General features: G+C 61.7%; 20 protein-coding genes. 12 read left to right on the forward strand and 8 right to left on the reverse strand.

The window, feature by feature from the left end; all coding sequences use genetic code 11:
• Positions 1-152: 152 nt before the first annotated feature.
• Positions 153-2192 carry a BBP7 family outer membrane beta-barrel protein gene (locus H0921_RS02580; protein ID WP_194536442.1) on the reverse strand — a complete coding sequence of 680 codons (2040 nt, stop codon included), beginning with the start codon at positions 2190-2192 and terminating at the stop codon, positions 153-155.
• A gap of 497 nt (positions 2193-2689) precedes the next feature.
• On the opposite strand from H0921_RS02580, the gene lspA reads away from it, so the two are divergent.
• The gene (gene lspA / locus H0921_RS02585; protein ID WP_194536443.1) at positions 2690-3475 is read left to right on the forward strand and encodes a signal peptidase II; all 786 of its coding nucleotides are present in this window, start codon (positions 2690-2692) and stop codon (positions 3473-3475) included.
• Between the two features lie 52 nt (positions 3476-3527).
• Here lspA and H0921_RS02590 read toward each other — a convergent pair whose 3' ends face one another.
• The 4 genes from H0921_RS02590 to H0921_RS02605 all read right to left on the reverse strand — a co-directional run bounded on the left by H0921_RS02590 (position 3528) and on the right by H0921_RS02605 (position 7912).
• Positions 3528-4706 carry a homogentisate 1,2-dioxygenase gene (locus H0921_RS02590; RefSeq protein WP_194536444.1) on the reverse strand — a complete coding sequence of 393 codons (1179 nt, stop codon included), beginning with the start codon at positions 4704-4706 and terminating at the stop codon, positions 3528-3530.
• A 120-nt stretch (positions 4707-4826) separates the two neighbouring features.
• Positions 4827-5537, reverse strand: coding sequence for a fumarylacetoacetate hydrolase family protein (locus H0921_RS02595; RefSeq protein ID WP_194536445.1), 711 nt, complete (start codon positions 5535-5537; stop codon positions 4827-4829).
• 96 nt (positions 5538-5633) lie between these two features.
• Entirely contained in the window at positions 5634-6734 is a 1101-nt protein-coding gene (gene hppD, locus H0921_RS02600) for a 4-hydroxyphenylpyruvate dioxygenase (protein WP_194536446.1), read from the reverse strand.
• A gap of 275 nt (positions 6735-7009) precedes the next feature.
• The gene (locus H0921_RS02605) at positions 7010-7912 is read right to left on the reverse strand and encodes a phenylalanine 4-monooxygenase (RefSeq protein ID WP_194536447.1); all 903 of its coding nucleotides are present in this window, start codon (positions 7910-7912) and stop codon (positions 7010-7012) included.
• Between the two features lie 494 nt (positions 7913-8406).
• Between H0921_RS02605 and H0921_RS02610 the strand changes: the two genes are divergently transcribed.
• From H0921_RS02610 to H0921_RS02640, 7 genes are all read left to right on the forward strand, one after another.
• Positions 8407-9411, forward strand: coding sequence for an NADPH:quinone reductase (locus H0921_RS02610; RefSeq protein WP_194536448.1), 1005 nt, complete (start codon positions 8407-8409; stop codon positions 9409-9411).
• Positions 9412-9500: 89 nt separating this feature from the next.
• Positions 9501-10838: a hypothetical protein gene (locus tag H0921_RS02615; protein ID WP_194536449.1), complete on the forward strand. Its 1338-nt coding sequence runs from the start codon at positions 9501-9503 to the stop codon at positions 10836-10838.
• 87 nt (positions 10839-10925) lie between these two features.
• Positions 10926-12056: a hypothetical protein gene (locus tag H0921_RS02620; protein WP_194536450.1), complete on the forward strand. Its 1131-nt coding sequence runs from the start codon at positions 10926-10928 to the stop codon at positions 12054-12056.
• A 582-nt stretch (positions 12057-12638) separates the two neighbouring features.
• A complete protein-coding gene (locus H0921_RS02625) occupies positions 12639-13262 on the forward strand; it encodes a (2Fe-2S)-binding protein (protein WP_194536451.1) in 624 nt (207 codons plus the stop codon).
• 3 nt (positions 13263-13265) lie between these two features.
• Positions 13266-15674, forward strand: coding sequence for a xanthine dehydrogenase family protein molybdopterin-binding subunit (locus H0921_RS02630; protein WP_194536452.1), 2409 nt, complete (start codon positions 13266-13268; stop codon positions 15672-15674).
• Positions 15671-16702: an FAD binding domain-containing protein gene (locus tag H0921_RS02635; protein WP_194536453.1), complete on the forward strand. Its 1032-nt coding sequence runs from the start codon at positions 15671-15673 to the stop codon at positions 16700-16702. Before H0921_RS02630 ends, H0921_RS02635 begins: the two co-directional genes overlap by 4 nt.
• A gap of 194 nt (positions 16703-16896) precedes the next feature.
• The gene (locus H0921_RS02640) at positions 16897-17130 is read left to right on the forward strand and encodes a hypothetical protein (protein ID WP_194536454.1); all 234 of its coding nucleotides are present in this window, start codon (positions 16897-16899) and stop codon (positions 17128-17130) included.
• A 128-nt stretch (positions 17131-17258) separates the two neighbouring features.
• On the opposite strand, the gene pyrF is transcribed toward H0921_RS02640, so the two are convergent.
• Positions 17259-18161: an orotidine-5'-phosphate decarboxylase gene (gene pyrF, locus H0921_RS02645; RefSeq protein WP_194536455.1), complete on the reverse strand. Its 903-nt coding sequence runs from the start codon at positions 18159-18161 to the stop codon at positions 17259-17261.
• Between the two features lie 146 nt (positions 18162-18307).
• Here pyrF and H0921_RS02650 point away from each other — a divergent pair, with 146 nt between their 5' ends.
• The 4 genes from H0921_RS02650 to H0921_RS02665 all read left to right on the forward strand — a co-directional run bounded on the left by H0921_RS02650 (position 18308) and on the right by H0921_RS02665 (position 23811).
• Entirely contained in the window at positions 18308-19972 is a 1665-nt protein-coding gene (locus tag H0921_RS02650; RefSeq protein ID WP_194536456.1) for a GTPase, read from the forward strand.
• A 445-nt stretch (positions 19973-20417) separates the two neighbouring features.
• Positions 20418-22064: a serine/threonine-protein kinase gene (locus tag H0921_RS02655; RefSeq protein WP_194536457.1), complete on the forward strand. Its 1647-nt coding sequence runs from the start codon at positions 20418-20420 to the stop codon at positions 22062-22064.
• A gap of 46 nt (positions 22065-22110) precedes the next feature.
• Positions 22111-23061 (forward strand): hypothetical protein, encoded by a 951-nt coding sequence (locus H0921_RS02660; protein WP_194536458.1) that lies wholly within the window; start codon positions 22111-22113, stop codon positions 23059-23061.
• Between the two features lie 102 nt (positions 23062-23163).
• Positions 23164-23811 carry an RNA polymerase sigma factor gene (locus tag H0921_RS02665; protein ID WP_194536459.1) on the forward strand — a complete coding sequence of 216 codons (648 nt, stop codon included), beginning with the start codon at positions 23164-23166 and terminating at the stop codon, positions 23809-23811.
• A 229-nt stretch (positions 23812-24040) separates the two neighbouring features.
• On the opposite strand, the gene H0921_RS02670 is transcribed toward H0921_RS02665, so the two are convergent.
• Positions 24041-25363: a YkgJ family cysteine cluster protein gene (locus H0921_RS02670; protein ID WP_194536460.1), complete on the reverse strand. Its 1323-nt coding sequence runs from the start codon at positions 25361-25363 to the stop codon at positions 24041-24043.
• 58 nt (positions 25364-25421) lie between these two features.
• Complete coding sequence (locus H0921_RS02675; protein WP_194536461.1) at positions 25422-26420, reverse strand: hypothetical protein; 999 nt, start codon at positions 26418-26420, stop codon at positions 25422-25424.
• Positions 26421-26516 lie beyond the last annotated feature (96 nt).

The raw sequence follows: 26516 nt of genomic DNA on the forward strand, positions 1-26516 counted from the left end.
ACAAGGAACGCGGCGCTCCGCCCGCCTTGCGCTCGTAAACTATCCTAACCTCATGGTCCAGGGAATCCTACCTCATCCTTGCGGTCCTCATAAAGCGGAATCGGCCCTGACCCTCGACTTCCCATCAACATCTCTCCCCATCGCTTTGCTTTCTACCAGCGCCACTCCAGGCCGAATTGCAGGCCGGTTACCAATAGATCGCTTTGGCGGAAGAGCGGGCGCGGGCGGAACTGGCCGGAAAAGGGAACCGAGGGGGCGTTGGGCACTTGGGTGAGGTCCACCACGCGGTCGATTTGTTCTCCGGGCCTCAGGACATTCGTCCAGTAAAGGAAGTTATATCCCAGGTAGATTTGCCAGGCTGGGCTGAGGCGGTAACCCACTTGCACGGTCACTTCCGGTACGACGCTGAAGCGGTCCCGGTGGAATGTGCCCAGGTTCGAGGCCGCCGCCAGCAACCCTCCCGGATAGGACACCGGCGGCTGATTCGGCCGGATGCGCGTCTGGATGCCGTATATCTCCAGCTCCTGTTCGGTGATGCCGAAGGCGACCGTGGCCCGGCCCCAGAGCGTCCACGCTCCCCAACGCCGCTCCCAGGTAAATCCCACCTGTCCCCCGTGGAAGCGGTTTTCCGTAGCGAACCGATCCCGGACGAAGACGACCGTCCCCGGCGGATCGGGCAGATTGAGGCGGCTTCCTCCCGGACCGATCACCACGATGTTTTCCTTCATCTCCAGGGCTTCGGACAGGTTCAGGTAGCGGTAGCCGACTAGCCCGGTGAGTTGGCCTTCCTCCGTCGTCCGCAGGCAGCAGCGCAAGTTGGCGTCCATGCCCCAGAGCAGGCTCGAAGCGTCCACCCGGAACTGTCCCCGGAGGATGTTCGGCACCGCCACGGCTTCACCCGTTTCGCCAATCACCCCGCCGCTACCTGGACGCGGATTGGGACTGAATACCGGACGCGTGATGATCGGAAACTGCTGGGAATCCACCACCACGGAAGCGGTCCGGCGGCCCAGAAAGAAAAAGCTGCCATCCAAGGCACAACTCCGCGAGGCATCCCACAGACCGGCGCGCACCCGCATACCATCCCGGAAGGGACCAATCAGAGCACCCGGTCCCACGATTGGCACTGTCCCCGGTTCATTGAGGTAGCCGAAGCGGTTGGGATCGGGATTCGTCGTGGCCAGGATGGGAATGTTGAGCGGCGACATCCACCAGAGGAGATACTCGGCCTGGACGTAGGCGAAGGGCCAATCCACCTCATCACGAGTGCGGAGCCTGCCCCACAGTCCCTGGGGCCAAGCCAGTGCGCTTTCACACAATTCCGCCAGAGACGGATAATCGCGCGACAGCCGCAGGGGGGGCGAACCGAACGTCCGCGTCGGGACTGGCTGATGTTCTGGCACCAACAGTTCCGGCGGGGCCACCGGCCACTCGCCAGTCGCGGGGGAAACGGCGGGTAAGCGGCGCGGCGGGGGCAAAGAGGACGGCGGGGAACCTGTCCCGTCCGGCGGACTGTCCGCAGGTGGAATCCGCGGGGGGATTGGCGGCGAGCTGAGGGAGGAACCCGAACCCGGCGCAGCGGACTGATCACCCGCTTTGGACGGTCCAACCCCAGGGGGGCGATCACCATTCATTGGGGAAGGGGTCAGGGGTGAAGCTGCACTTGGCGCTCCAGGTGCGGAGGGCGGAGGGGGGTAGCGCTTTTTTGACTCATCCGCGGCTTTCTCCGGGGGGAAGGTCCGAGCCGGCCCGCTTTCCGCCTCCGGGACCGTTGGCAGCGGACGCCGCGGTGAGGCCGGCCGCCACGTCGGCTCGTCGGCCGTCCCAGGCAGCAGAGCTGGAGGAGGAAGCGAGGGCGGAGGAGGCGAAGGCGCCAGGGAACTCAACGGCGGCGGATCAGCCGGTGCCGTGGGGAGACGAGGAATCTGCTCCATTGGGGGAAGCGCAGGCAGCGGGGGAGGCGGTAGGTCAGGCACGCGTCCCAGAGGCAGCGGCACGTTCGCGGCGGGAGGCGGGGCAGCGTCCGCCGGGGCTACTTTCCCCTTTTGACCCGTGGCCGGTCGCCAAAGCGGCTCTTCGGCTCCCTGAACGGAGGCGATCACAACTCCCATCAGCCCCCAACCCCCCGCCCAGGTGAACCACCTCTTCCCCCAGTGCTTCCCCCGCTGCCGCTTCGTCCATACCTCCGCCATGTTCCAGCTCCGCTCGGCTGCAACCTCTTTTCCAGACCTTCTCGCAAGGAAGGTAGACCTTTCCCTTTTCCCTCATCGGTTAGTCCCCGCCTTGCACCGCAAACTTTCTGCTTTCAGCATTCCCGGATTCCCCAGCAGAACCCGCCATCCCTCTGCCTAATCTCGCTAGCCTGAGCCATCTCCAACCCTCCAAAGTCTTCTCGCCGGTGCTGCTTTCCAACTTTCCCTAAACCTTTTTCCCTGAAAACTGTTCAAACCCCGACCGATCGATCGATTCCGCAAGCTCATAGGAAACGGTCCATTCCGCACACCCCGTCCCGCCGCCCAGTCTTGCTTGACCAAAGTGGAAAATCTGTCTAACGTGACAGGCAGCGGCCCGTGCTTTCCTGGAGTGTCCGACGCTTGTTCTGAGCTGATTCCGACTGGCGGGTGTCCACCAGGAGGGCGAATGGGAAGCGTTGGAACCCTTATCCCTTGGCGGCGGAGATGGCCCACCTATGGGTTCTTCCAGTTTTCGCTGGTTATTCCTGAGCTTGGCGTGCCTGGGTCTGGCGGCAGATCAGGCCAGCAAATATGCCGTCTTCCGCTGGCTTTATGGCGAGGGGGTCTGGGCCGACGGATTGGGGAATAGCTACGACCTCGTCCCTGGCTGGTTCCAATTCATCGCCCAGTTTGATCCCACAGAACCATTTGCTACGGACTGGCGCGAACCTTTGCAGCGGTGGAATGCCCCCGTCATGCCGCGGGTCAATCATGGTGCCCTGTTTGGGATGGGACAGTCCCACCGGGAGCGGGCCAACCTCATTTTCCTGGCGATCAGCGGGGCGGCGGCTCTGGTTATTCTCGTCTGGGGCTGCCTACGTTCCGTCGCTTCGGACCGTTGGCTTTCCGTGGCCCTGGGCTTGATCCTCGCCGGAACGCTCGGCAATTTTTACGATCGCCTCGTCTTCGGCGGCGTGCGGGATTTCCTCTACTTCTACAAGATCAACTGGCCGGTGTTCAATGTCGCGGACTGCTGCCTGGTCTGCGGAGCGACCTTGCTCTTTTTCCACGCCTTTTTCTGGTCACCTCCGGAGAAGGCGGAATCGCCGGGCGAAACCCCAGCCGCAGCACCTCCGCGGACCCCACAGATGGTGCCTTCCACCCCCTCAGCCCCCCTCGCCGCCTCTGGAGCTGGCTCAACTTCGAGCGCCAACCCTGCCTCAACCACCGCTCATGGCCCCCTGGACGCCCCAGCACTAGACCCCGGCAGTCGGCCCGCCGGCAGCTCCTCCAAGGCCTAGTCCAACCAAGAGTACGGACAAGGCTTAGTCCAACCAAGAGTACGGACAAGGCTTAGTCCAACCAAGAGTACGGATACTGGGGATCGTCGTACTGGAGGGCCTGGGGGGTGAGGAAGAGCGGGCGGAAGGTATCGACCATCACGGCGAGTTCGTCGGTGCGGTGGAGATCCCGGCTGGCCGCGATAGTGCCCGGATGCGGGCCATGCGGAATGCCGTGAGGATGCAAAGTGATCGAGCCTTCCTCGATTCCCCGGCGGCTGCTGAACCGGCCCCGCACATAATAAAGCACCTCATCGCTCTCCACATTGCTGTGGGCATAGGGCACCTTGATCGCTTCGGGATGGGTATCGAGCAGCCGTGGCGCGAAAGTGCACACGACGAAACCCTCCCCTTCAAAGGTCTGATGGACCGGCGGCGGTTGATGGACGGTGCCTGTGATCGGTTCAAAATCTTCGGCATTGAAGGTGAAGGGATACACGTAGCCATCCCAGCCGACGACATCGCAGGGGTCATCGGCGAGGGTGTAGCGGGTGAGCCGCTCTCCGTCTTTGATCAGGACCGTTGTTGCCTGTTCCGCCCCGGCGTCGCCGTGATCCAAGAGCGCCTCCGGCCCATGCACATCCCGCTCGCAAAAGGGCGCTCCGAGCTTGAACTGGCCGTCCGCGTTGCGATAGCGCACCGGGAAATCGACCAAGCCGCGGGACTCTATGACGAGCAGATCGAGGGAGGCCGGATGGGCCACTTCCAGCCGCCAGAGGAGGCCGCGGGGAATGACAATGTAATCGCAGTCCCGGAACGGCAAAAGTCCCAGGGTAGATTGCAGCACGCCTTGGCCCTGATGGACGAAGAGAATCTCATCGGCGGCGGCGTTGCGGAACCATTCCGTTTGGGGCAAAGCGGGGCGGCAACGCCACAGGGTCACGTCGTCGTTGGTCAGCAGGGGGACGCGCCCGGAAATGGGGTCTCCCTGGCGGGGTAAATGGCCGGTGCGCAGGTGGTGGTGACGCAGCACTGCCTCCGCGACTCGCTCCACCGCACAGCGCCCGGCCGCGGCGACTTCCCGCACCCGTGTCGGCGGCCGACGGTGGTAAAGGATCGTATAGGCCCGACTGAAACCGGCACGCGTCAGGACTTCTTCGTAAAAAATCCCCTCCTGGCGGAATCCGGGTTGCGTGCGATGGGCGATGTGCCGCTTCTTGGGAATCTGCCCCAATCTGCGATAGTAAGGCATCGTCTCTTCCCCCCTCGAAGTCGACGCGGCAATTCTCCTCTGCCCCCGGCTTCGCATGCTTCCTGCAGCAGTCAAGCGGCCTCGGCGTGGGAACCGATGCTTAGCCGCACTATCCCAACTTCAGGGATGCTCCACCACGACATTGCGCAAGCAACCGAGTCGTTCGATGGTGAGTTCGACCACATCGCCCGGCCGGAGCCAACCGCCGACGGCTTGGGGGGTCAACTCCAGGATACAGCCGCTGCCCACTGTGCCGGAGCCGAGGACATCGCCGGGCCGCAATTCGGTATCGCGGCTCGCATGCGCCAGAAGTTGCGGCCAGGTCCAGTACATACTTCCGGCATTGCCGTGGGAATAGCGCCGCCCGTTAACCCATGCCGCCATCTCCAAATGCAGCCGGCCCTCCCGATAGCGGTCCCGCAACTCTTCGAGCGGCACGATGCGCGGCCCCAGACTGGTGGCAAAGTCCTTGCTTTTGCTTGGCCCCAAGCCCACAGCCATTTCCACCCGTTGCAGATCGCGGGCACTCCAGTCGTTCATGATGGTGAAACCGGCGAGGCACTCCAAAGCGGTGTCATCCGCGGGCAGATCCCGGGCGGGCCGGGCCACCACTGCGGCCAATTCCAGCTCGTAATCCAGCTCCTGGCTTCCCCGCGGTGCCCAAACCGGGTCTCCATCTCCGATCACAGCGGCCGGATTGGAAAAGTAAAACACCGGCACCTGGTACCACTGCGGCACCATGTCCAAACCCCGGTGTGCCCGGCAGGTCCGCACGTGCTCCTCAAATGCGTAGAAATCCCGAATCGATGCTACGGTAAAAGGTGCGGGCATAGACGCCCCTCGTGTTCCAACCGCTCGATGGGACCTGTGCCCCACTATCCGCCACCACCATCCGGCCCCCACCGCCTCAAACCGCGCCGGAAACGCTCACAAGGTTCCCCGCAGGGCTTGTTCCCGCTCGATGGCCTCGAAGAGGGCCTTGAAGTTGCCCTTGCCGAAGCTCCGAGCGCCCCGCCGCTGGATCACCTCGAAAAACAACGTTGGGCGGTCGCAGACCGGCTTGGTGAAAATCTGCAACATGTACCCTTCGTCGTCCCGATCCACCAGGATGCCCAATTCGGCTAGCTCGGCGATGTTTTCCTGAATCGCACCGACCCGCTGCGGCAAGGCTTCGTAGTAGGTTTTCGGCACCCGTAGGAAGGAGACATCATTGGCTCGCATGGCCCGTACTGTCTGGATAATGTCCCCGGTCAACAGGGCGATATGTTGCACACCAGGACCACCGTAGAATTGCAAATACTCCTCAATCTGGCTCCGCCGCTTTCCCTTCGCCGGCTCGTTGATCGGGAACTTGATCCGCCCACTGCCGTTCTGCATGACCTTGGACATAAGCGCGGAATACTCCGTGGAAATGTCTTTGTCGTCGAAGGAGATCAACTGGGTGAATCCCAGCACGTCCCGATACCAGGCCACCCATTCGTTCATCTTGCCTTCTTCGACATTGCCGACAATGTGGTCGATGGCGACCAAGCCCACGGGCCGACGCGTAGACGGCTGGTAGCGTTCCGGATCGATCGGGCGGAAACCGGGAGCGAACACCCCGCGATAGCGGTCCCGATTGACGAAGCTGTGCCGGGTGTCTCCATAGGTGGCGATCGTGGCGATCTCGAAGACGCCGAATTCATCCTCCAGCGCCTGCGGTTCCTGGACTGGCTTGGCCCCGCGGCGCACCGCTTCAGCAAACGCCTGCCGCACATCCGGCACCTCGAAGGCGATGTCCATGACCCCGTCGCCATGCTGCACCAGACGGTAGCTCTCCGGATGCTGGGCGGAAAGCGGCGAGGTCAGCACGAAAGTAATTTCCCCCTGTCGGAGGACATACCCGGCTTCATGGCGCACCTTCGTCTCCAGACCGGCATAAGCAACCACATCAAACCCGAAGGCGTTCCGGTAGAAAAAGGCCGATTGCCGGGCATTGCCGACGAAAAAGCGGACATGGTCAATCCGGCGGAGCACAATGTCACTCATCGGACCTCCTCCCACGGATGGGCACTGTTCTTTTCCGAATTGGCCGTTCCCATCGATTTTTCCGGCCTTGATCTTCCTTCTCCATTATGGCTCAACCCCTTTTGGCCTCGTTCCTTCGACCAATCCTTGGCCCAGCTCGAACTTTTGCCGCCGAGCGACTTCAGCCTCGTCCACCATAGCCACCCGTGAGACACCGCCAGTTAGCACTCTTGGGACGCCACAGTCCCGCCGTCCTCATACCGCCTCCTCCTCCTCCAGCACTTCCACGGAGTCACTCAGTCGGGCAGGACGGGGATGTTCAACCGGCGGATCAACTGCGTCAATTCCTCGCGCAGGAAGGCAAACGACGGGGCGATGAAGAAATCTTTCTGCATTTGCGTGGGGTCGTAGTCCGTCTCGATCACCATGTCGGTGACGAAGGGACGGCGGGTCACCTCCCGCGAGAACATCGCATGGGGGATTTCGCCAAAGCTCGACAGGATGCCGGCGCCAAAGATTTTGACCTCCCCCTGCTCTTCCATCAGGCCAAACTCGATGCTGAACCAACTGAAGCGTTTCAAGGCCAGGACGTGTTCCCCCTTCTCCGCGGTGGCGGCAGCCCGGCCAATGAGCACCAGCAGCTCCGCGTAATCTTGATTCATCAGCGGCGGGACGTGGCCCAGGCAATCGTGGATCATATCCGGTTCGGGCGTAAACTCAGGATGCGAGCCGTGGCGGATGAACTGCGTGACCGGAAAGCCCCGGCGGGCGATGTACTCGTAGAAGGTCCGGTAGGGCAGCGCTCCCTCCGCAGGCACCAAATGCATCCGCGTCTCGCGTTGGAGCCGCTCGCTGATGGGCCGCAGTTGCGGAATCTCATCCTGGGTGATCGCCAAAGCATCCTTGGCCTTAAGGTAAATGGAGCAGGCGTACTTGCGGTGCAACTCGTCGAGCCGCGGCGCCACCTCGCGCCAGATGCGCGTCTCTTCCTCCGTGTACTCGATCCACGGCGGGCCGAGATTCTCCAGCCGGTGCTTGCGGCACAAGTAGAACAACTCGCGCCGCCGCTCCACATAGGCGCTGTCATGCTCTCCCGGATGGCCGGGGTCCAAGGCAAACTCCGCCATATCCGGCGGCTTGACCATCACCTCCGGATCGATCGGCTGACCGTACTCGATGAGCGTTCCGCCTGCTTGCATGGAGAGGACCTCCCGAAAGAGAGATGGGGTGATCTCATACTATTTTATCCGATTTTCGACCGCTCTTGGGATCAGATTGTAACAATACCCCCGCCCGGATAGGCGACGGCTGGTGGATTCCGGTTTCGCATCACACATCACTAAGCCCCATCCTCCCTCCCCCGTGCTTCGATTGGGCCACCGACTTTGATCCATCGGTACCCAGCCCACCGATACCAATGCCTGCCTAATCGCTCCGCTTGCCGATACCGGGGCTGCCCTACCACCGGACCACTTTGACCTCGGAGACTGCCCGTCTTGACTCCAGAAAGCGTCGCAAGGGTCCCTATGCCAGACTATCATAACCGCAGCACTCTGCACCCTCTTCCCCGATTCCAGGGAGAAGCTGGGGAGATGAGGGACACCGGTTCCTCCGCGGGAAGGAAGTGCGAGAAAGTTGAAACGTCCTGCGGACCACCCGAAGCGAAGCGGGAGACAAGGAGGAGGTTTCCGAGATGCGAGCCGCCTATTTCCGCCAGACCGGCGAACCGGAAGTGATCGAAGTGGGCGAAGTGCCCACGCCCCAACCTCAAAGCGGCCAAATATTGGTGCGGGTGCGTGTGGCGGCGATCAATCCGATCGATACGTACATCCGGCGGGGAACAGCGCCGATGCCCCTGCCACAGCCCGTGGCGATCACCGGCACCGATTTTGCCGGCGTGGTGGAAGCAGTCGGACCGGATGTGTCCCGCTTCCGCGTGGGGGATCGGGTGTGGGGGTCCAATCAAGGCTTGCTGGGCCGGCAGGGAACCTGCGCGGAGTACGTCTGCGTGGATCAGGATTGGGCCTATCCGATCCCGGAGGGTGTCAGCGAGGAGCAGGCAGCCGCCGCCGCTTTGGTGGGCATCACCGCGCATCTGGGGTTGTTTCACCGCGCCCACTTGCAAGCCGGGGAGTGGGTCTTCGTCAATGGCGGTACGGGCGGAGTGGGTTCGATGGTCGTGCAGATGGCCAAAGCGGTGGGGGCGCGGGTCATCACCACGGCAGGCAGTCCGGAAAAGGCCGCCTTGGCGCGCGAGCTGGGAGCCGATGTGGTGGCCCTTTACAAACAAGAGGACGTCGCCAACATCATCCGCGAAGCAACGGGAGGCCGAGGCGTCCATGTCTGGTACGAAACTCAACCTCCGACGGACCTGGACCGCACGGTGGAGCTGACCGCTCCGCGCGGGCGCATCATTGTCATGGCGGGCCGGCAAGCCCGCCCTGTCTTCCCCAACGGACCGTTCTACGTCAAAAATCTTTCGCTCTTCGGCTTCGCCATGTTCAATATGACAGCGGATGAGCAGCGTGTCTGTGCCGAGGACATCAACCGCTGGCTGGCCAACGGGCAGCTCCGGGCGATCATTGGCCGCCGCTTCCCCCTGCAGGAAACCGCCGCTGCCCACCGTCTGCAGGAGGAAAACACCCTCGGCAAAAGCGGGACGCTCACGGGTAAAATCGTCATCGTGATCGATTCCTGAATCCCTGCGAGCTGCGCCAGCACCAGCACTCAGGAGCGGAAGTTTCACCGAGGGAGTTTCACTGCCCATCATCCCTTCTGGAGATGGCCATGTCGCAACCAGGATTGATCGCCGCTGCCCTTGTGGTCATGGGGTGTGGGCTAGTTCTCACTCCGTCCCCGCCGGGCGGTGCCAGCGCAGCCGCCCAGCCGCCCTCATCCCAGCCGCGTCGCCTGGCGGTGGCCCGCGTCCTATCCGCAGCGGGTAGCTTCGCCTCCCGCTTGGCCACCGGCACAGAATACCGGCCGCTCCCCGCGGAAGCCGACATTCACTCCACCGACCGCCTTGTGGCTTTCCCCGGTGCCAGCCTGGTCAGTAAAAACGGCCGCATTGCCCTTGCTTTTCCCGGCGATCTATTCGGGGATGCTCCCGCCCCCATCTACGACACGGTCTGCGTTCTGCACCCGGCGGAGGAGGTGGACCTGGACGTGACGCTGGAATCCGGCCGCTTAGTTGTAGGAAACACCGCCGCGGAAGGGGCCGCCACCTGTCGCCTGCGTTTCTGGAACCAGACCTGGACCATCGCGTTGGAAACCCCGGAAACCCGGCTCCTGCTGGACCTGAGCAGCCGCTGGCCCGCCGGCACTCGCTTCCAACCGCGGAAAATGAACCGACCCGGTTCCGCCACCCCGGTCGCTACGGCTCTGCTGGTCGTCCTCAAAGGTCAGGCCACGGTGGATGTGGGAGGGGTCGCACTGGCCCTCACCGCGCCTCCGGGTCCCGCGGAACTCCGCTGGGATAGCCTCCACGATCCGCCCCGTGTCGCCCGTAAGCTGGAACAACTACCCCCCTGGGCGGACCCTCAGCGTCCCCTGACTCCCCCCGCCCGCGCCCTGGCCGAGACCTTCGACCGCTTCCGACAGCTCTTTGCCCGCGAGCCGGACCAGGCCCTCACCCGCTTCGCCACAGCTAAGGAACTGCTCCCGCGCCTCGTCGCCCTGCATGTGGCTCAAGCCCTCGATGTCTTAGAGCATTTGGAACAAACCCTCAACGCCCCCGCGACCAAAGACGAGTGGGACCTCTGCGTCACTCTCCTGCGGCACTGGATCGCCCGCCAGCCGAATCACGACCAGTTCCTCTACGACTTCCTGCTCACCCGGCAGCAATACGCCCCCGCGGAAGGACGTATCTTCCTCCAACTGCTGCTCGGCTTTTCGGAAGATGACCTGCGTCAAACGGAAACCTACCAGGTCCTCCTCGACTATCTCACCCACGAAAAGGCGACCCTGCGGAATCTCGCGGCCTGGCATCTGCTGCGCCTGCTGCCGGAAGCCCAGCGCTTCCCCTACAAACCCGCTGGCAGCCGGGAGGACGCCCTCCGTGTGCGTGACCAGTGGAAACAACTTCTCCCTCCGCCATCACTTCCGTCACCAGGAAAAGAGCGGTAGAATGCCATTAGTTATGGGGTACCGCCCTGACTAGTTCTGGACACAGCGCCGTACTCCCTCAGTCCTGATCTCTGCGGAGGGTGTTCCATGTCCGCCCGCTTATCTTTGGCCGCTTTGGGTGGGGCTTTGATCCTGCTGGCTCCGGTCTCGGCTCAGTATCCCACCCCCGCGCTCATCCCGCCGAACCCGCTTTATCAGCATCCGGCCTACCGGTATCAGTTTTATCTGGGCACCACCGTTCCCACGGTGTATGGTCGGACTTTTGTGGGGGTGACGGTGCCGTACACCCGCGCGCCGCAACTTTTTTCGCCGAACATGGGCCGGCCCGTGCCATACAGTTGGTGGTCCGTGGCGCCTGGTGTGCCAACCCCGAGTGGCTACATGAGCGGTTCCGCAAGTTCCGCCGCGGCCTTGGCCACGCAACGGGCGTTCCAGGCGGCCCAAGCGGAGGCCCTGCGCGTGCGGGACGATCCCGAGGCCGCCCAGCGGATCATCGCCGCTCAGGCCAGTTACGAAAAGGCAGCTCCGTCTCCGCGTCCCGGCCTTCCGCCACCCCCGCCTGCTCAAGCCCTGATCCAGGCCCTGACCCCGGAAGACGATCAACTCATCACTTCGGGACAAGCCCTCAACACCCTCCTGCAAGCTCTACCCACCATCGACACCCGTGCGGCGGAGCCGGCCAACGCTTTCCTTCCCCCTCAATTGCTGCAAGAGATCCGCTTCGCCACGCCCAAAGGGGAGCTGCTGAATTTGGCCCGGCTATCTGGGCGGCTCCCCTTCCCGGAGGTGTTCGAACAGGAGCCGCTCCGGCCTCTCAAGGAGACCCTGGAGCGTGACTTCGCCGCTGTGGCCCTCCCGCTGCTCGCTGGCAAATCCCCCGATCGCGCCGCCATCGCCCAATTGGAAAACACTTTGCTCCGTTTGGAACAGGCAGCCGCTCCCTTCATCCGCAATCTTTCCTTCGACGAGGCCGCCGCCGCCCGTCGCTTCCTCAATCAATTCCATAATGCCTTGCGGACCCTCAAAAGCGAAAACCTTTCCCGCCTCTGGAACCCGAATTGGAACACCCTCGGCGCTAATGTCGCTGATTTGACCCAGCACATGCTCAAGCATCAACTCCGCTTCGACGCCGCACCTACTGGCAGTGAACCAGCCTACCTCGCCCTGCACCGCGCCCTGGCCGCCTACTTCCTCGCCGGGCAAAAGACGCGGAAGTAAGCACCGCCAGGAAGTCACGATGCCCTTTGTCCCAACTCTGGCCGCTCCGGCCTCACCCCCCTGTCCCACGGCTGCGTCCGGCGCTCCTGCCCACGTTGCCCGACCCTCCCGTCATTATCCTCCGAACCCCTTCTGCCGCGGTTTAGCTCCGCCTTGTCCACCGTCAGCCGCTCAAGCCCGAAGTCCTCGCTTCCTTGACAAATGAGAAAAATATGAAAAATTGAACACTTCGATTTGACTTTTCCAGATTTATGGTACATATTTTCAGTCAAGAGAGCGGAGGGCTTCGGGGGAGCGATCTCCCCCAGGACGCTTGGCGGTCCGCCCGGATACCGCCGCAGCGTCGAGTACCTCTCCAGCTCCAAGGTTTGAGACCAGGTATCTGAGCACCCAGTCGCAACCTTGCAGGCGGCATCCCGGCCTGGATTGCATCAGAGAACGGAGGGAAAACCATGATCGCGAATCCGGAAAAAATTTGGAACAGGTCCTTGCACGAGGCGGACCGAGCGGTTACAATCGGCCTTCGCCGCAGAGGGAGAAAACGGTTTTGGGAATCCTGCGGCATTCATGGGGTGGTGGATCATGAGCGAAGCAACAGGTTCCGGTCGAGGCGGGATCACCCGTCGGGGGTTCCTCACAGGCAGCGGTTTGGCAGCAGCAGCGGCCAGCCGATTGACAGCCGACTTGGCGGCGGAGCAGGCTCCAGCGGCACGGGACGCAGCCGTGGCCTTTGGTCCGGGTCCGGTGCGGATCGAACTGCTGGTCAACGGCCGGAAGCTGACTGCTCAGGTCGAACCGCGGGTCACTCTCCTGGATGCGCTGCGGAACTATCTGGATGTGACCGGCTGCAAGCGGGTGTGCGATCGGGGCACCTGCGGGGCCTGCACAGTCATGGTGGATGGCCGGCCGGTTTATTCCTGCACCCTGTTGGCACTCGAAGCTCGAGGCAAAGATATCCGAACGGCGGAGAGTTTGATCGTGGGGAACCGCCTCGATCCCGTGCCCCAAGCCTTCGTCCGCTGCGATGCGCAGCAGTGCGGTTTCTGCACGCCGGGGTTTGTGGTGGCCCTGCGAGCCGCCTTGGACAAGAACCCGCAAGCGACGGAAGCGGAACTCGAAGCCGCCGTCGCCGGGAACATCTGCCGTTGCGGCACCTATGAGCAGATGCGTCAAGCCATCGTCCAATTGGTGCGGAAAGGGGGCTGAGCCATGGTAGAAGGTTGGCCAAAGCAACGACGCGTCCTGGGAAGCAAGGTAAGCCGACTCGACGGACCGGCCAAAGCCACTGGACTAGCCAAGTACACCTATGACATCAACCGCCCCGGCATGCTGCATGGGGTGATTGTCCGCTGTCCTTACGCCCACGCTCGCATCAAGGCCATTGACAGCAGCGCTACTCGCAAGTCTCCGGGTTTCCGGGCCTTGACCATCATCGGAGTCAGCCGCGACGGCATCGTGGTAGCGGTGGACGGGAACAAGGTCACCTGCACCCCCGCCGGCAAGAAAAAGGTCAAGGAGGAGCGCTTCACGGTCACCGTGGACGACCGAGTCGTCATCATCAAGAACAACAAGTTAGTCCCGCTGCGGGAAGTGCAAGTCGGGGACCGGGTGACCATCGAGGCCGAGCAGGACGCAGTGGGGCGGGAGTTGTTTTTTGCCGGGGAGGAGATTGCCGCCGTCGCCGCCGATACCGAGGAGCATGCACGCGATGCCGCCCGCGCCCTGCGGGTCGAGTATGAGGTCCTCGAACACGTCGTGCACGAAGACGAGGTGCTCAAGGACCGCAAGAAGCGGACTGTTCCAGCTCCGAGCAACTACAGCGAGGGGAAGGCCGCGACGCAGGGAGATGTGGAAGCGGGCTTCCGGGAAGCGGACGCGGTGGTGGAGGCCACCTACGGCGTGCCGGTGATCTCGCACCAATGCCTCGAATCTCATGGCCTCGTGGCGGAGTGGACAGCGGATGGCGGTCTGACTGTCTGGGCTTCCACCCAGGCGACCGTAGCAACGGCCCAACAGCTTGCCGCCCGCTTCGGCCTGCCAGCCGCCCGTGTCAATTGCATCACCCACTACATGGGCGGGGGCTTCGGCAGTAAATTCGGGCCTGATGTGCAAGGATTCGCAGCGGCAGAACTGGCTCGCCGGGCCGGTGCACCCGTGAAAATCATGCTCGACCGCGAAGCCGAGATCACCACAGCGGGCAATCGCCCCAGCGCTATCGGCACCGTCAAAATCGGCGGCAAAAAAGATGGCACCATCACCGCCTATGCCGTGGATTGCTACGGCACGCCCGGCTACACCGGCGGCGCCACGGTCAATCTCAATCTTCTGCCTTATGTGTACACGGACGCCATTCCGAACTGGAAGCGTTCCCACGCGGTGGTGTACATCAATGCCGGAGCGGCGCGAGCGATGCGGGCGCCGGGCCATCCGCAAAACTGCGTGCTCACCGAGTTCGCTATCGATGATCTCGCCGCCCGCTTGGGTATCGACCCGCTTATCATCCGGCGGAAGAATCTGCCGCCCAACAATCCCAAAGCTCCGCCCAATTCCTGGGCCGCCCGGCGCAACACCATCTACAACGAGCAAATCGACATTGCCGTGCAACTCTCCGGCTGGAAAGAGAAGTGGCATCCGCCCGGTCAAGGCAAGCAAACGGGGCCGTACCGCCACGGCATCGGTATGGCTTTGCACACCTGGGGCGGCTTCGCCGCAGGCCAGCCGAACGAATGCTTCGTGATCATTGGCCGCGATGGCAGCATCGTGGCGCGCACCTCGACCCAGGATTTGGGCACCGGCCAGCGTACTGTCACCGCCGTGGTGGTTGCAGAAATCCTCGGCCAGGACCCCGCCAGTATCATCACGGAAATCGGCGAGAGCCGCTTCGGCCTTTCCTCCGGCAGCGGCGGCAGCACCACCTGCCCGTCCCAAGCGCCGGCGGCCCTGCGGGCCGCTCAGGCAGCCCGTGATGACCTCTTCCAAAAGGTCGCGCCGAAGGTCCAGGCCAATCCTGCAGACCTGGCCATCGCACCGGGGAAGGTCGTCGATCGCAAGACCGGCCGGGAGTGGCCCTGGAAAGAGTTCTGCGCCCGCTTGGGCATGGAAGAAGCCCGCGGTCGCGGCGAGTGGAGCCTGGGGATCGCCAACGAACCCGGCAATGAGACCATCTCCAGCGGCCAAGTCGGCGGCGTCCAAGTCGCCGAAGTGAGCGTGGATGTGGAAACTGGCTTGGTCCGTGTCCACCACATCGTGGCCGTGCAGGATTGCGGCTTGGTGGTCAACCGCCTCACCTGTGAGTCACAAGTGGCCGGCGGCGTGATCATGGGCCTCAACTATGCCCTGTTTGAAGAATGCATCCGGGATCGAGCCACGGGACGGCAGCTCAACGCCGACATGGAGTTCTACAAACTCGGCGGCTTGGGCGACATGCCGAAAATCACCGTGCACCTGCAAGATATGCCCGAACGGGGAGTGATTGGTATCGGCGAGCCGCCGGTCATCTCGACCGCGGCTGCCGTTGGTAATGCGGTGTTCAACGCTCTGGGTGTCCGTGTTCCCTTCCTGCCGCTGACTCCCTGGCGTGTCCTGCAAGCACTCGCGCAAGGAGGGAAGGTTCGATGAACAACTTCATCTATTACCAGCCGACCCACGTGCAGCAAGCCCTACCGTTGCTGGAGGAACGCTGGGGCGTTGCAGAGCTTTTGGCGGGAGGCACTGACCTGCTCGACCGCCTCAAAGATTATGTCTCCAGCCCGCAGAAGGTCATCAGCCTGACCGCTATCCAAGGCCCCTTTCGAGAAATCAGCGCAATTCCCAACCCCAGCGGCGGCCCGCCCCAGGTGACGGTCGGAGCGGGGGTGAAATTGGCCGACATCGCCGAAAGCAAACTCCTGCGGGATTACCCCGCGCTCACCACCGCGGCAGCCCAGATCGCTGGACCGCAAATCCGCAACATGGGCACCCTCGGCGGCAGCCTCTGCCAACGCAACCGCTGCTGGTACTTCCGCGATGAACACATCCAGTGTCTCCTCAAAGGCGGCCGCAAATGCTATGCCCAGGAAGGGGAAAACCAATTCCACGCCATCTTCACGCAGGGGCACCCCTGCGTCATGGTTCATCCGTCCACATTGGCCCCGCCTCTCATCGCCTTAGGTGCAGTGGCCCAGATTGCCGGCCCCAAGGGGACGCGGGAGCTACCCTTGGAAAAAATGTTCCAGGCTCCAAGTAAACCGGAGCAGCGCGAACATACCCTCGCCCCGAATGAAATCCTTCTGAGTGTCACGTTCGGCGGCGTCCCCCTGCCGAGCGGCTCGCGCCTGGCCAACGCCAGCTACGAAGTCAAACAGAAGGAAACTTCGGATTGGCCGCTCGTCCAAGCCTCGGTCGCCTTCGTCCACCTCGGTCCAGGGAATCGGGCGAGCAAGGTCCGCATTGTCCTGGGCCACGTAGCGCCGGTGCCGTTGCTCAGCCCCGAAGCCGCCCAGGAACTCGAAGGCAAGGAAGTCAACGAAAAGACTGCGACCGCCGCAGCCGAAGCTGCCGTAGCTGGCGCCCGGCCTCTGAGCCAGAATGCTTACAAAATCCCCATGCTCAAAGCCGCGGTCAAACGTGCTATCCTGCTCGCCGCAGGTTTCAAACCCTACTGGTAACAGCGCCAGCTCGCCACCGGCGCTCTCCAGACTAAAACTACAGCCCGGCCCATTCCCGCGCCTGGAGCAGGTACGGTCACTTCTCAAAGCGGTGCAGGGAAAGCATCCCGCAATGGGTTGAGGAAAGACGAAAGCGCTGGCCAGGAAGGCTGCCTTTCCGGTCCATCAGAACCTTGTGAGGCGGAGGCAGAGCCATGATGGAATCCCAATCTCAGACCCCCAAGCTGCCTGTACTAGCTCCCCGATGCCTGCACTTGCAATCGAAAGCGATGGCCGTCCACGGGGAAGCATTCGCCAACGATCCAGATTACCAGGACGGCCTCACCGATTACTGGTGCGTCAAGTCCGCCCGCAGCATTGGTCCGGACATGGGGCCTTTGGGACCGGATGTATGCTCTGATCCAAACCGCGATTGCTACGAGGAGTAATGCACCTTCAGGACAACTCCTCACTTGGCTCTCAATCGATACTTACTCTTACCCACCCCGGCGGTTCCCGACACGGGGGTGGCAAGCCACACTTTTGCAACCACGCGGAGGATTAGGTAGGGCCGGACTTAGCGGCCGGTTAGCTCCCGTTGAGCCTGTTCCGCCGCGGTGCGGATTGCCCTCTCCCAATCAGGATCGTGGGGGTGAAAGGGAAAGACGACGCCACGGGAACTGTTGACGATTGCACCCAATCCGTCGTCCCGGAAGGCAGCTTGCCGAATTTCCTCAGCGGTGCCTCCTTGCGCTCCGTAGCCTGGCACCAACAGCCAGAGGTGCGGGTACGACTGCCGTAATTCGGCCAATTGGCGCGGATGAGTCGCCCCCGCCACGGCACCGACATCCCCCAAACCGGAGGCGCTCACGGTCGGAGCGTTCCATCGAGCCACCGCCTCCGCGACATGAGAGTACAGCGGCCGCCCTTCACATATCAAATCCTGGAACAGGCCAGCGCCAGGATTGCTTGTGCGTACGAGGACAAACACCCCGCGTCCGACGCGTCGGGCTGCCGCCAGGAATGGCTCCAGAGCGTCAGCCCCCAGATAGGGATTGACTGTCAGGGCATCGGCATCCCATACCGGCAGAGTTTGCCCGTTCAGGGTCCATCCCGTCAAGGCAGCGGCAGCGTAAGCCTCGGCTGTGCTAGCAACATCGCCGCGCTTGGCATCCCAGATGATCAACCATCCTTGCTGTCGGGCCGTTTGGATCAGCTCTTGCATCACCTGCATCCCTGCCGGACCGAGCAGCTCAAAAAACGCAGACTGAAACTTCACGACGCCGCTGTACGGTCGCGTCAATTCCAGGACGCGCAGGCAAAATTGCCGGACCTGCTGGCTCGCTTGGAACAAAAGCGGACCATCAGTCGAGAAGCGGCGCAAATCCGCAGGCAAACACTCCCAGCGCGGGTCCAAACCGACGCACAGAGGGCCATATTGTCGCACCGTTTCCGCCAACCGTTCCGCAAATGCACCCATGAGAAAAATACAATGTGATGGCCTGGGTTTCTCAACGCACATGTTCGTCCTGGGGAATGTGTAGCCCTCTCCCCGGTGGACAGCAGCGTTGTAGCAAAAATGCCGAATACCGGCGACAGAAAAGTCCCACCGCCTACAACACGAGTATGAACCGCTGGCAACTTTACGGAATCATTCTGCTCATCCTCGCCCCCGCGATCATCTTGATCGGGCTAGGGGCATACCATATCTGGGCCAGCGGGCAAACCTGGCTCTGGTGGGTGCTCCTCGGTTTATTGGGACTGGGTTACCTCCTCGCTTGGCGCTGGACGCGCCGCCCTCGCCAGCTCCCCCTTCCGACAAGCTCCGTGCCGTCCTATTGGACGGAACAAGATCAACAAGCGTGGGCGAAAGTTCTCGCGAAGGCTCAGCAATACGAAAACGTCAGTTGGGAAGCCCTCGGCACGACGCAACATTACACGGCCTTGGCCCTGGATGTAGCCCGTGAGGTGGCCCAAGTTTATCACCCGCAGATCGATGATCCATTCGACCCGTTGACCTTGCCGGAGGTATTGACTTGCCTAGAACTGGCCGCCTCGGACCTCCAGGACTGGGTTCAAAAGTATGTGCCAGCATCCCATCTGATCCGAATTGGGGACATCCGCCGCGCGCGGAGGGTCTGGGATTGGTACCAACGTGGGCAAAACGCCTACTGGTTGCTAGCCGCTCTATTCGATCCCATCTCCACCGCCGCCCGCTACACAGTGGCCCGCGGACTGCTCAGTCCCCTCTTCGAGAAAACCCGCAAAAATCTGATCCTCTGGTTCCATACGCTGTTTATTCACCGCCTGGGGTATTATCTGATTGAGTTGCAAAGCGGCCGTCTGAAGGTGGGGAGCAGGCGCTATCGGGAACTGAGGGCACAACACGATCGGCCGAGCGTGCAGTTAGGAGCCACGCCGGGTGCAGAGTTTGTACCGGCCGCTCCACGAGAGGGGAAATCGACTCCGCCATCAGACGCTGTTTCCACTCCCTTGACGGCTGAGGCAGCCGCCGAAGCAGCCAGCCCCGCGCCCGCCGCGCTGACGGTGGTCATCACCGGCCCGCAAGGAGCGGGCAAGAGCCGCTTGATCACAGCCTGGACCGAGGCGATGGAACAAAAAGGAGAAGCGAATCCGGACGCCGCTGATTCCCTTCCTGCGGGCCAACTCACGGCGGCCGATCGACAGCGAAAGGCGATCGCGCTTCGTGCCGGCGAGGTCCTGCATCTCGTGGAGGCCCCGGGATTCGGGGCAGACCCCACCGCCGTAGATTTACAGGAAGCCGTGGACCGTATCGCCCAAGCGGACTTGGTGTTGCTGGTCACCTCCGCGTTGGTACCAGGCCGCCAGTGGGAGACGCAGTGGTTGCAGAAATACCAGGAATTCTTTGCTTGCCGGCCACACCTCCGCCGCCCGCCGCTACTCGTCGTGGTAACCCATGTGGACCTCCTGCCGCCCGCCTCCGAATGGCCGCCCTCTGCCGAGGGGTCTACCCCTACCCGGAAAGAGTCTGCCATCCGCGAATGCCTTCAGCTTGTCGCCCGGCAGTTGGGCATCGACGAGGCAGCGGTGATCCCCGTCGGCTTGCGTCCGGGCCAAGTGTGGGGCATCTGGGAGCAGCTCTGGCCCGCGGTACTCCGCCACCTCGATGCCGCCCACGCCGCCGCCCTGCTCCGCCAGGTATACTCCGAAGTGGAGACGGAACGCTGGTCCAAGGTCGGCCAGCAAGTCCGGCGCCTGATCGACACGGCCTGGCACAAGCTTCGGGAACAATGGAGCAAACCATCCTGATCCGGGGAATCCGACCCGATCCCCCACGCAAAGATCGATTCCTCCTGGCCAATTTCCAGCGGTTGTGATCTGGAGACCTGAGGCGTTGTGATTTCCCTAAGCCCGTGTATCATGGACAAATGACCGTGGGTAGTTGCGCCGCGGAACCCCTGGAGAGCCAGAATAAGCTCGGTGTTCCCCGAGGGGGGGACCGCGTGAATAGAAAGGGAACCAGGCGCACAGCCGCACCCTCAGCTCTTGGAACGGCGAACACCGTGCTCGACTCTAGCAAGCCTCCCAATCGAGCGGCTAACGGTTGCTACCAGGAACCTGGCCCAGGTTCCTGAGCGAGCGACGACTTGCTCGAAGATTTTCCCTGATGCCGCGAATAACTTCCATTGAGAGTGTTAATCTTGATTGCGAGAATGGGGGTGTTGGGTGGCGAACAGAAGGATGAGGCCAATCTATGGCAGCAGGTTTCACCTACAACAGTGGTGATCGACCTCTCGAAGGTTACACGATCAAGCGGGGTATCGGCCGGGGCGGCTTCGGCGAGGTCTATTACGCCATCAGCGATGGCGGCAAGGAAGTCGCCCTCAAACTCCTCCGTCATTCCACCGAAAGCGAGCGGCGCGGCATCCGGGATTGCCTCAATTACAAGCACCCCAATCTGGTCCATCTCTACGATGTGCGGGAGACGAATCACGGCGAAGTCTGGATCATCATGGAATATGTTTTTGGCGAATCCTTGGCCCAATTCATTGAGAAATACCCGCAAGGTTTGCCCCGGCGCCTCGTGCGGGAATGGTTCCAAGCGATCGCCCGAGCGGTGGCCTACCTGCATGATAAGGGGGTCGTTCATCGGGACCTGAAACCCGCCAATATCTTCATCGAAGATGGGCACCCTAAGATCGGGGACTACGGCTTGGCTCGCCGTTTCAGCACCGGGGAACTCGAACGCATGACCAGCGGTGTCGGCACACCTCATTACATGGCTCCGGAAATTCGCCGTGGCACTTATGGCCGATCCGTGGATATCTACGCCTGCGGCATCATTCTTTATGAGATGCTTGCGGGCCGGCCGCCGTTCGATGGCGATAGCCCTGTGGACATCCTCATGAAACACCAGATGGAAGCGGCAGACTTGTCTCCGATCCCCGAACCCCTCCGCCCCCTCATCGCACGGGCCTTAGATAAGGACCCAAATAAGCGTTACCAGACAATGCTCGACTTTGCGCGGGCGGTGGAAAAGGTCTTCGAGAGCCAACAAGTGTCCACGGACACGCCGCTGCCCCCCCTCCGCGTCCCCGTCGCCACGGTCATCGCCACGCCTAAGACCACCGTGCCGACAGCGCAAGTAATCCCGTCCCCTCCGCCGGTTCCTGAGATCAAGCCCGCCGCAGGGGAAAAATCGCTGCCCCCGCCTTCGCCGGAGAAACCGCAGGCAGGATCCAAACGAGGCATTTTCCGGGAACGCTTGGGGGAATTATCCACCAGCATGGTCTGGGCCGGTGGAATCTGCCTGTTGTGCAGTCTGCCGGCCGCTCTCATCCACACCGTCCTACCTTGGACCGTGGTGGCGGAAATGTTCGTGCTGTCCACCCTTCTCAGTTGGGGCATCCTTCTGGTGGGGAGAACCCCTCCCTCCGCCCAGCGCGAGTGGGGCCGACGGGGCGTGCAAGTGCTTTTGGGCTTAGCCGTCGGACTCCTCGGCGCTTGGCTGGAGGGTTGGAGTATTCCTCAGGCATCCCAGGGGGGAACGAGCCGCGATTTGGTCTTGCCGACTGGCCACCGCCTCAGCCCGGAACTCATCGGAGTTGGATTGCGTTATGCCCTTTACTTTGGCCTGACCATGGGAGCGATCCGCTGGTGGCGCTTGACCAATCCCCAGCGTAAAAAACGTTTTCGCATTTGGGGCGTGCTGACTGCTACCCTTTGGGCCTGTGCGTTTCTGCTGCTCTCGCTCGGAGAACTGGCTGGCATCCTCACCTTCGCTGCCCCGATTGTCATCGCTGCCATTGCCCTGCAATGGAGCGCTCCTTGGAAACCTCAGTTGCCTTCCCCCGCACCCTTGCAACCGATACGCTTGCGCTTACCCCAAAATGCGTCCTAGACAGGAACGTGCCTGGATGTCGGCTTGGGATGGACAGTCGAATGCCATGAAGACACCTGACGCTTCCCATTCTGCCGGTGCAAAACTGCCGCTCTACCGAGTACGGCAGCCCTTGGTTTGGCTCCTTCTTCTGGCCGGTGCTTTGGGAGTGGCCGGCGGTTGTCAGCGCCTGCCGCCCCCTGGAGGATCCAACTCGCCGAAAGCGGAAAAAGCCCGGCGGCAAGCGGAACAACTCGCTGAAAACGCTGTTTACGGCGCGGCGATAGCCTATGCCCGCTCCCACCCGCAAACCGAATCCGGGGGACGGCTGGAACGCTGGTGGCGGCACATACGTCAGAACTTGGGTCTTAGCAAACAGGAAGCTCCTCCACTTCCTCGCGAACTGCTCCCGGCTCCTGTCGAACCGCCTCTGATCCTCCAACCTGCGACACGCGAGGCTAGCCCGCGGCCCAAATCCCTACCCCGACCCGGACCTCCCGTCGTGATCCGCGAACGCGTGGTCAGCGAGATCCCGCGACGTAGCGTGGTTGAGGCCGAGGAAGATGCCCTTACCGTGGCCGCCGAGATGTTGGCGGAACGGTTCGCGGGATTGGACCCGCCCCTCCATTATTACCCCACCTGGGAGGAAATCCGGCAAGAATACATGCGCCGCGAGAGCTGGGAGGTCGTTCCTTACCGCCTGCACCTCCGCCAAAAGGACGCTCGCTATGAGGAAAAGCAATCTAGCCTTGAGCAAATCTACAACTCAACAGAGATCGAACATCTGGTCGATGTCGAGTTTGATATCGAAGTCACCAGCGAACAAATCCGCTACCTGCGGAGCCGTAAACGCCTGGAAACTACCGTGCCCATTCTCCTGTTAGCGATGCTGATCCTTCTCGGCATCTCGGTCTGGCTTCGTCTCGATGAATGGAGCCACGGATACTTCTCCCGCTGGTTGGCTATGGCCTTGACGGCCCTCGTATCAGGGGCGTTAGGATTCTGGTACTTTTCCTGAAGTATGGAAAATCAAATCCGATTGGTTTTCTTTGTACCGCTGGCTACCATAAGTTGATGATCGCAGGGCAATCCAAGTTGCTCACGGCAGTGTGGAGGTTGTATGAAACAGGAATCGGACCTACTGCTGATCCAGCGCATCAGGAAGAACGACCCGAAGGCGTGGTCAGAATTGGATCGGCGTTATCGCGGCCGCCTCCGAGCCTTTGTCCGCCGCCGCCTCAACCAGCAGGATGCCATAGAAGATATCGTCCAGGAAATTTTCCTAGGCTTTCATACCAGCCTGCCTAACTTCGACGAACAACGGGATCTGGAAACCTGGCTTTTCACCATAGCCAACTACAAGGTCACGGACTACCTGCGTCGCCATGGACGGCGGCCCAAACTCTTTCTTCCTTGCAACGAGGAAGACGGAGACAGCTATGGCGAACAACTACTCGATCAGAAGCAACGCTTGCCCTCGAGCATTGCCCGTAGTGCCGAACGGCGAGAATTGGAAGCGGACGTTCTCGCCAAAGCGCTCCAGTCTTATGTCAGTGAATTGCGTCAACGCGGCGATTATTTGCGCCTCAAGGCCATCGAATTGATCTACGTTAAAGGTTGGCGCAACCAGGATGTCGCGGCTTTCCTTCACGTCAGCGAACAAGACATTGCCAACTGGCGCTTCCAGAGCAAAAGCCGGTTGCAAGATCGTCTCATAGCGGCTCGCCTGCCCGCCGAAGTTTTCCCGGAATTGCAGCAGGAGGGATGATTGGAACGGGACCGCCAACCTGTAGGTTTCCCAGTTGGAACAACTCTGTGCAGTGCGTTTACACTGCGAGCTTTGCTTTCTTTGAAGTACGAGGCTAAGGCAACTGGTGCTACCTCAACGGGTCAGTTTATTTTCCAAGCCCAAGCGGCTGTTCCGATCCGCGTTGGCGGTGATGTGGGAAGAGTCGTCATGGGGAAAAGGCAGCCTGGCATCAACCCTGGCGAAGGATTCAGGATGAGGTTGTTGTGGGGATCGTTGCATCTTCTCGAACACGACTGTACCAGGCGATCAATCGGGGCAAATCGCCGGTGCGGCGCAGCAGGCGTAGAACCTGGCGCTGGCGCGCCCCCTGGAGCAGGGGATTAAATCCGAAGTTGTCATCGACGATCCGCACGGCCTGAACGATGGCCTCGACAAGAGGGATGCCGTGGACTTGTAACAACCGGCCCAGCCACAAAATGGCGGCGAAGGCGACAGCGAGGGAGTCGATTCCATCCCAAACATCGAGATCAAAGTTGCATGGTCCGCAGAATTGACCGGAGGAAATTTTTACGCGGCTCCAGCGTTGCAAGATGGCCGTCGCTTCCGGTGTCCAAGCAGGCCAGTCCTGCTCCGCCTGCTGAAACGTCGCGGATTCCGGAATCACGGCATGGAGGCGGGGAACCTGTCCGCGTCCGCGGGCGAAGCGCCAGGCGGACCACAAACGGCCAACAATCGTTCGCTGGGCGGTTCCTTGCTGCGGTCCTGTGTCTTTCCTCACATACGCGGCGAGCAAGGAGCGAAAGAGCACGCGTCCCCGTCGGCCCGGCGGAGGCAAGGCAGTGGCAGCCGCGGGCACCTCGTCCACCGCAGCGGCGGAGAGAATCCGCAGCAATTCGGCAAGCCGTTTGCCCGTTACAGCTTTGCGAGGATCGCCTCCGCCATCGAAGCGGGCGGTGCGCAGGAGGTCCGCCAGAAATAGCACCTGCCTCCAACGCCGCTCTAAAGGAATGGTCTCCTCCGCCAGCAGTCGATCCAGCGCTCGGAGGAGGCGATCGAGGTCTGGCCAGTCGAGAAGTTGATCACCCACCGGCGGAAGTCGAAGGTCTGGGAGGCTGCCGCGGGTTGTCTCCAACAAGTTTGCCAGCGCGTTTGCTTCCGACAGGTGGTCGCTCAGAGGCCGGCCATGATTTTTCGCCGCCGGCGGGCAGGAGAAACGCAGGCCCAACTTCCAGTGATCGCCGGAGGGCACCAGGATAAATGGGTAAAGGCGGCAAGCAAACGGTTTGGCTTCCAAGCCGAAGCGGGCATGAATCCGGCAGCGATTGTCCGCCTCGAGAAACACGCAAGCTCCGTCGGGACGGTGGCACAAGCGCCAGCTTCCCTGGCGCCCTCCCACCCGCTCGAACAGTTCCACACCTTTCAGCTCCGGGTCCTGGTCCCAGCCCTGTTGTAGAATCCGCTGGCGCTCTTCCTCGGTCACATAGACGACATACTGGCGGCAGCATTCCGTACAGCCGCCGCCACAATCCCAATTCTGCACCACCGGCAACGAGCGGACAGGATGACCCATAGAAACCACTCACACGGCAGTTATGGAAGGACGCTCAGACTGCAACCGATCCAAACTGTCATGGCTGCTGAGGAATGAAGAATGAACGAAAGAACCGCAGCACATCGGGATGCTGGGCGTCGATCCGTTCGCCCTCCACGGCGAGGTAATATACTTTCCCTTGGCCGACATACACCAGGATGACACGCATCCGACCCGTGTCCACCAATTCGATTTCCCATTCGTATCCTTTCAGGAAACCGTTATTGGCCTGGAAATGCCGTTTGAGAATCTTCTGGCCATCTTCCAGCAGCGTTTTCTGGGCGGCCTCAAACCAGCCTGGCGTGCCCGGAACCTCCGGATGAGGCTTCGGTGTCCCTGCACCCATGACGTAAATCTGCCAGCCAAGCAAGTCCTGAGGCACGCGCACCTGATAGCAATGCATCTCGGCCAGTTTCAACGGCTGGTCGACAATTTCTTCAGGAGAAGCGGGAACTTTGAGCCGATACACCGGTCCTTTGTCCGGCTGGAACTCCTGCCATTCGGTCTTCTTCCCCAAACGGTAGAGGCGTTCCAGGGTCGCCTTTTCCGTGAAGAATAAGGTGATACCGCCGAAGTAGGACAATAGGATCAGGATGAACACCCCTTTCAGCCGTGTCTCGGCACTCCAATCCACCGTGTAAATCACCGATAGGCAAAGAATGGAAGTGGAGACGGCCAAAGCGAGGGGTGTGGCGATGGACACCGGCGGTACGGTTCCCGTCAGGATCGGACCGAGGAACCAGAAAATCGGCACCCCATACGGCAGCAGGGCTAGGCCGATGATCACCGTAGCGGGCAGGCCGCCGGCGGGAGACACTTCCGCCTCTGGGAAGTCCAGGTCATTAGGGGGAAGGGAATCAGAACCTGCGTTGGAAGCATGAGCTGGCGAAACCCCGGCAGGTCCCAATGTCGAGACAACTTCCGCCCTCTGGTAAGTGCTGCCGCAGTGTGGACACGAAAGCGACCGGCCCAACTTCCATCGCTCGACCAGCCAACCTTCACCACACACCGCACAATCTAAACGCACTTTCCCCATATTTCGCTCTTCCGTTGGGACTAAGCTGATTCCGGCCAACCGTATGACTATCGTTTTCTTTCCAATATATATGACGCCATCCAATATATGCCACCA

It is taken from the genome of Thermogemmata fonticola (genome assembly GCF_013694095.1).
In the GTDB taxonomy this organism is placed as follows: domain Bacteria; phylum Planctomycetota; class Planctomycetia; order Gemmatales; family Gemmataceae; genus Thermogemmata; species Thermogemmata fonticola.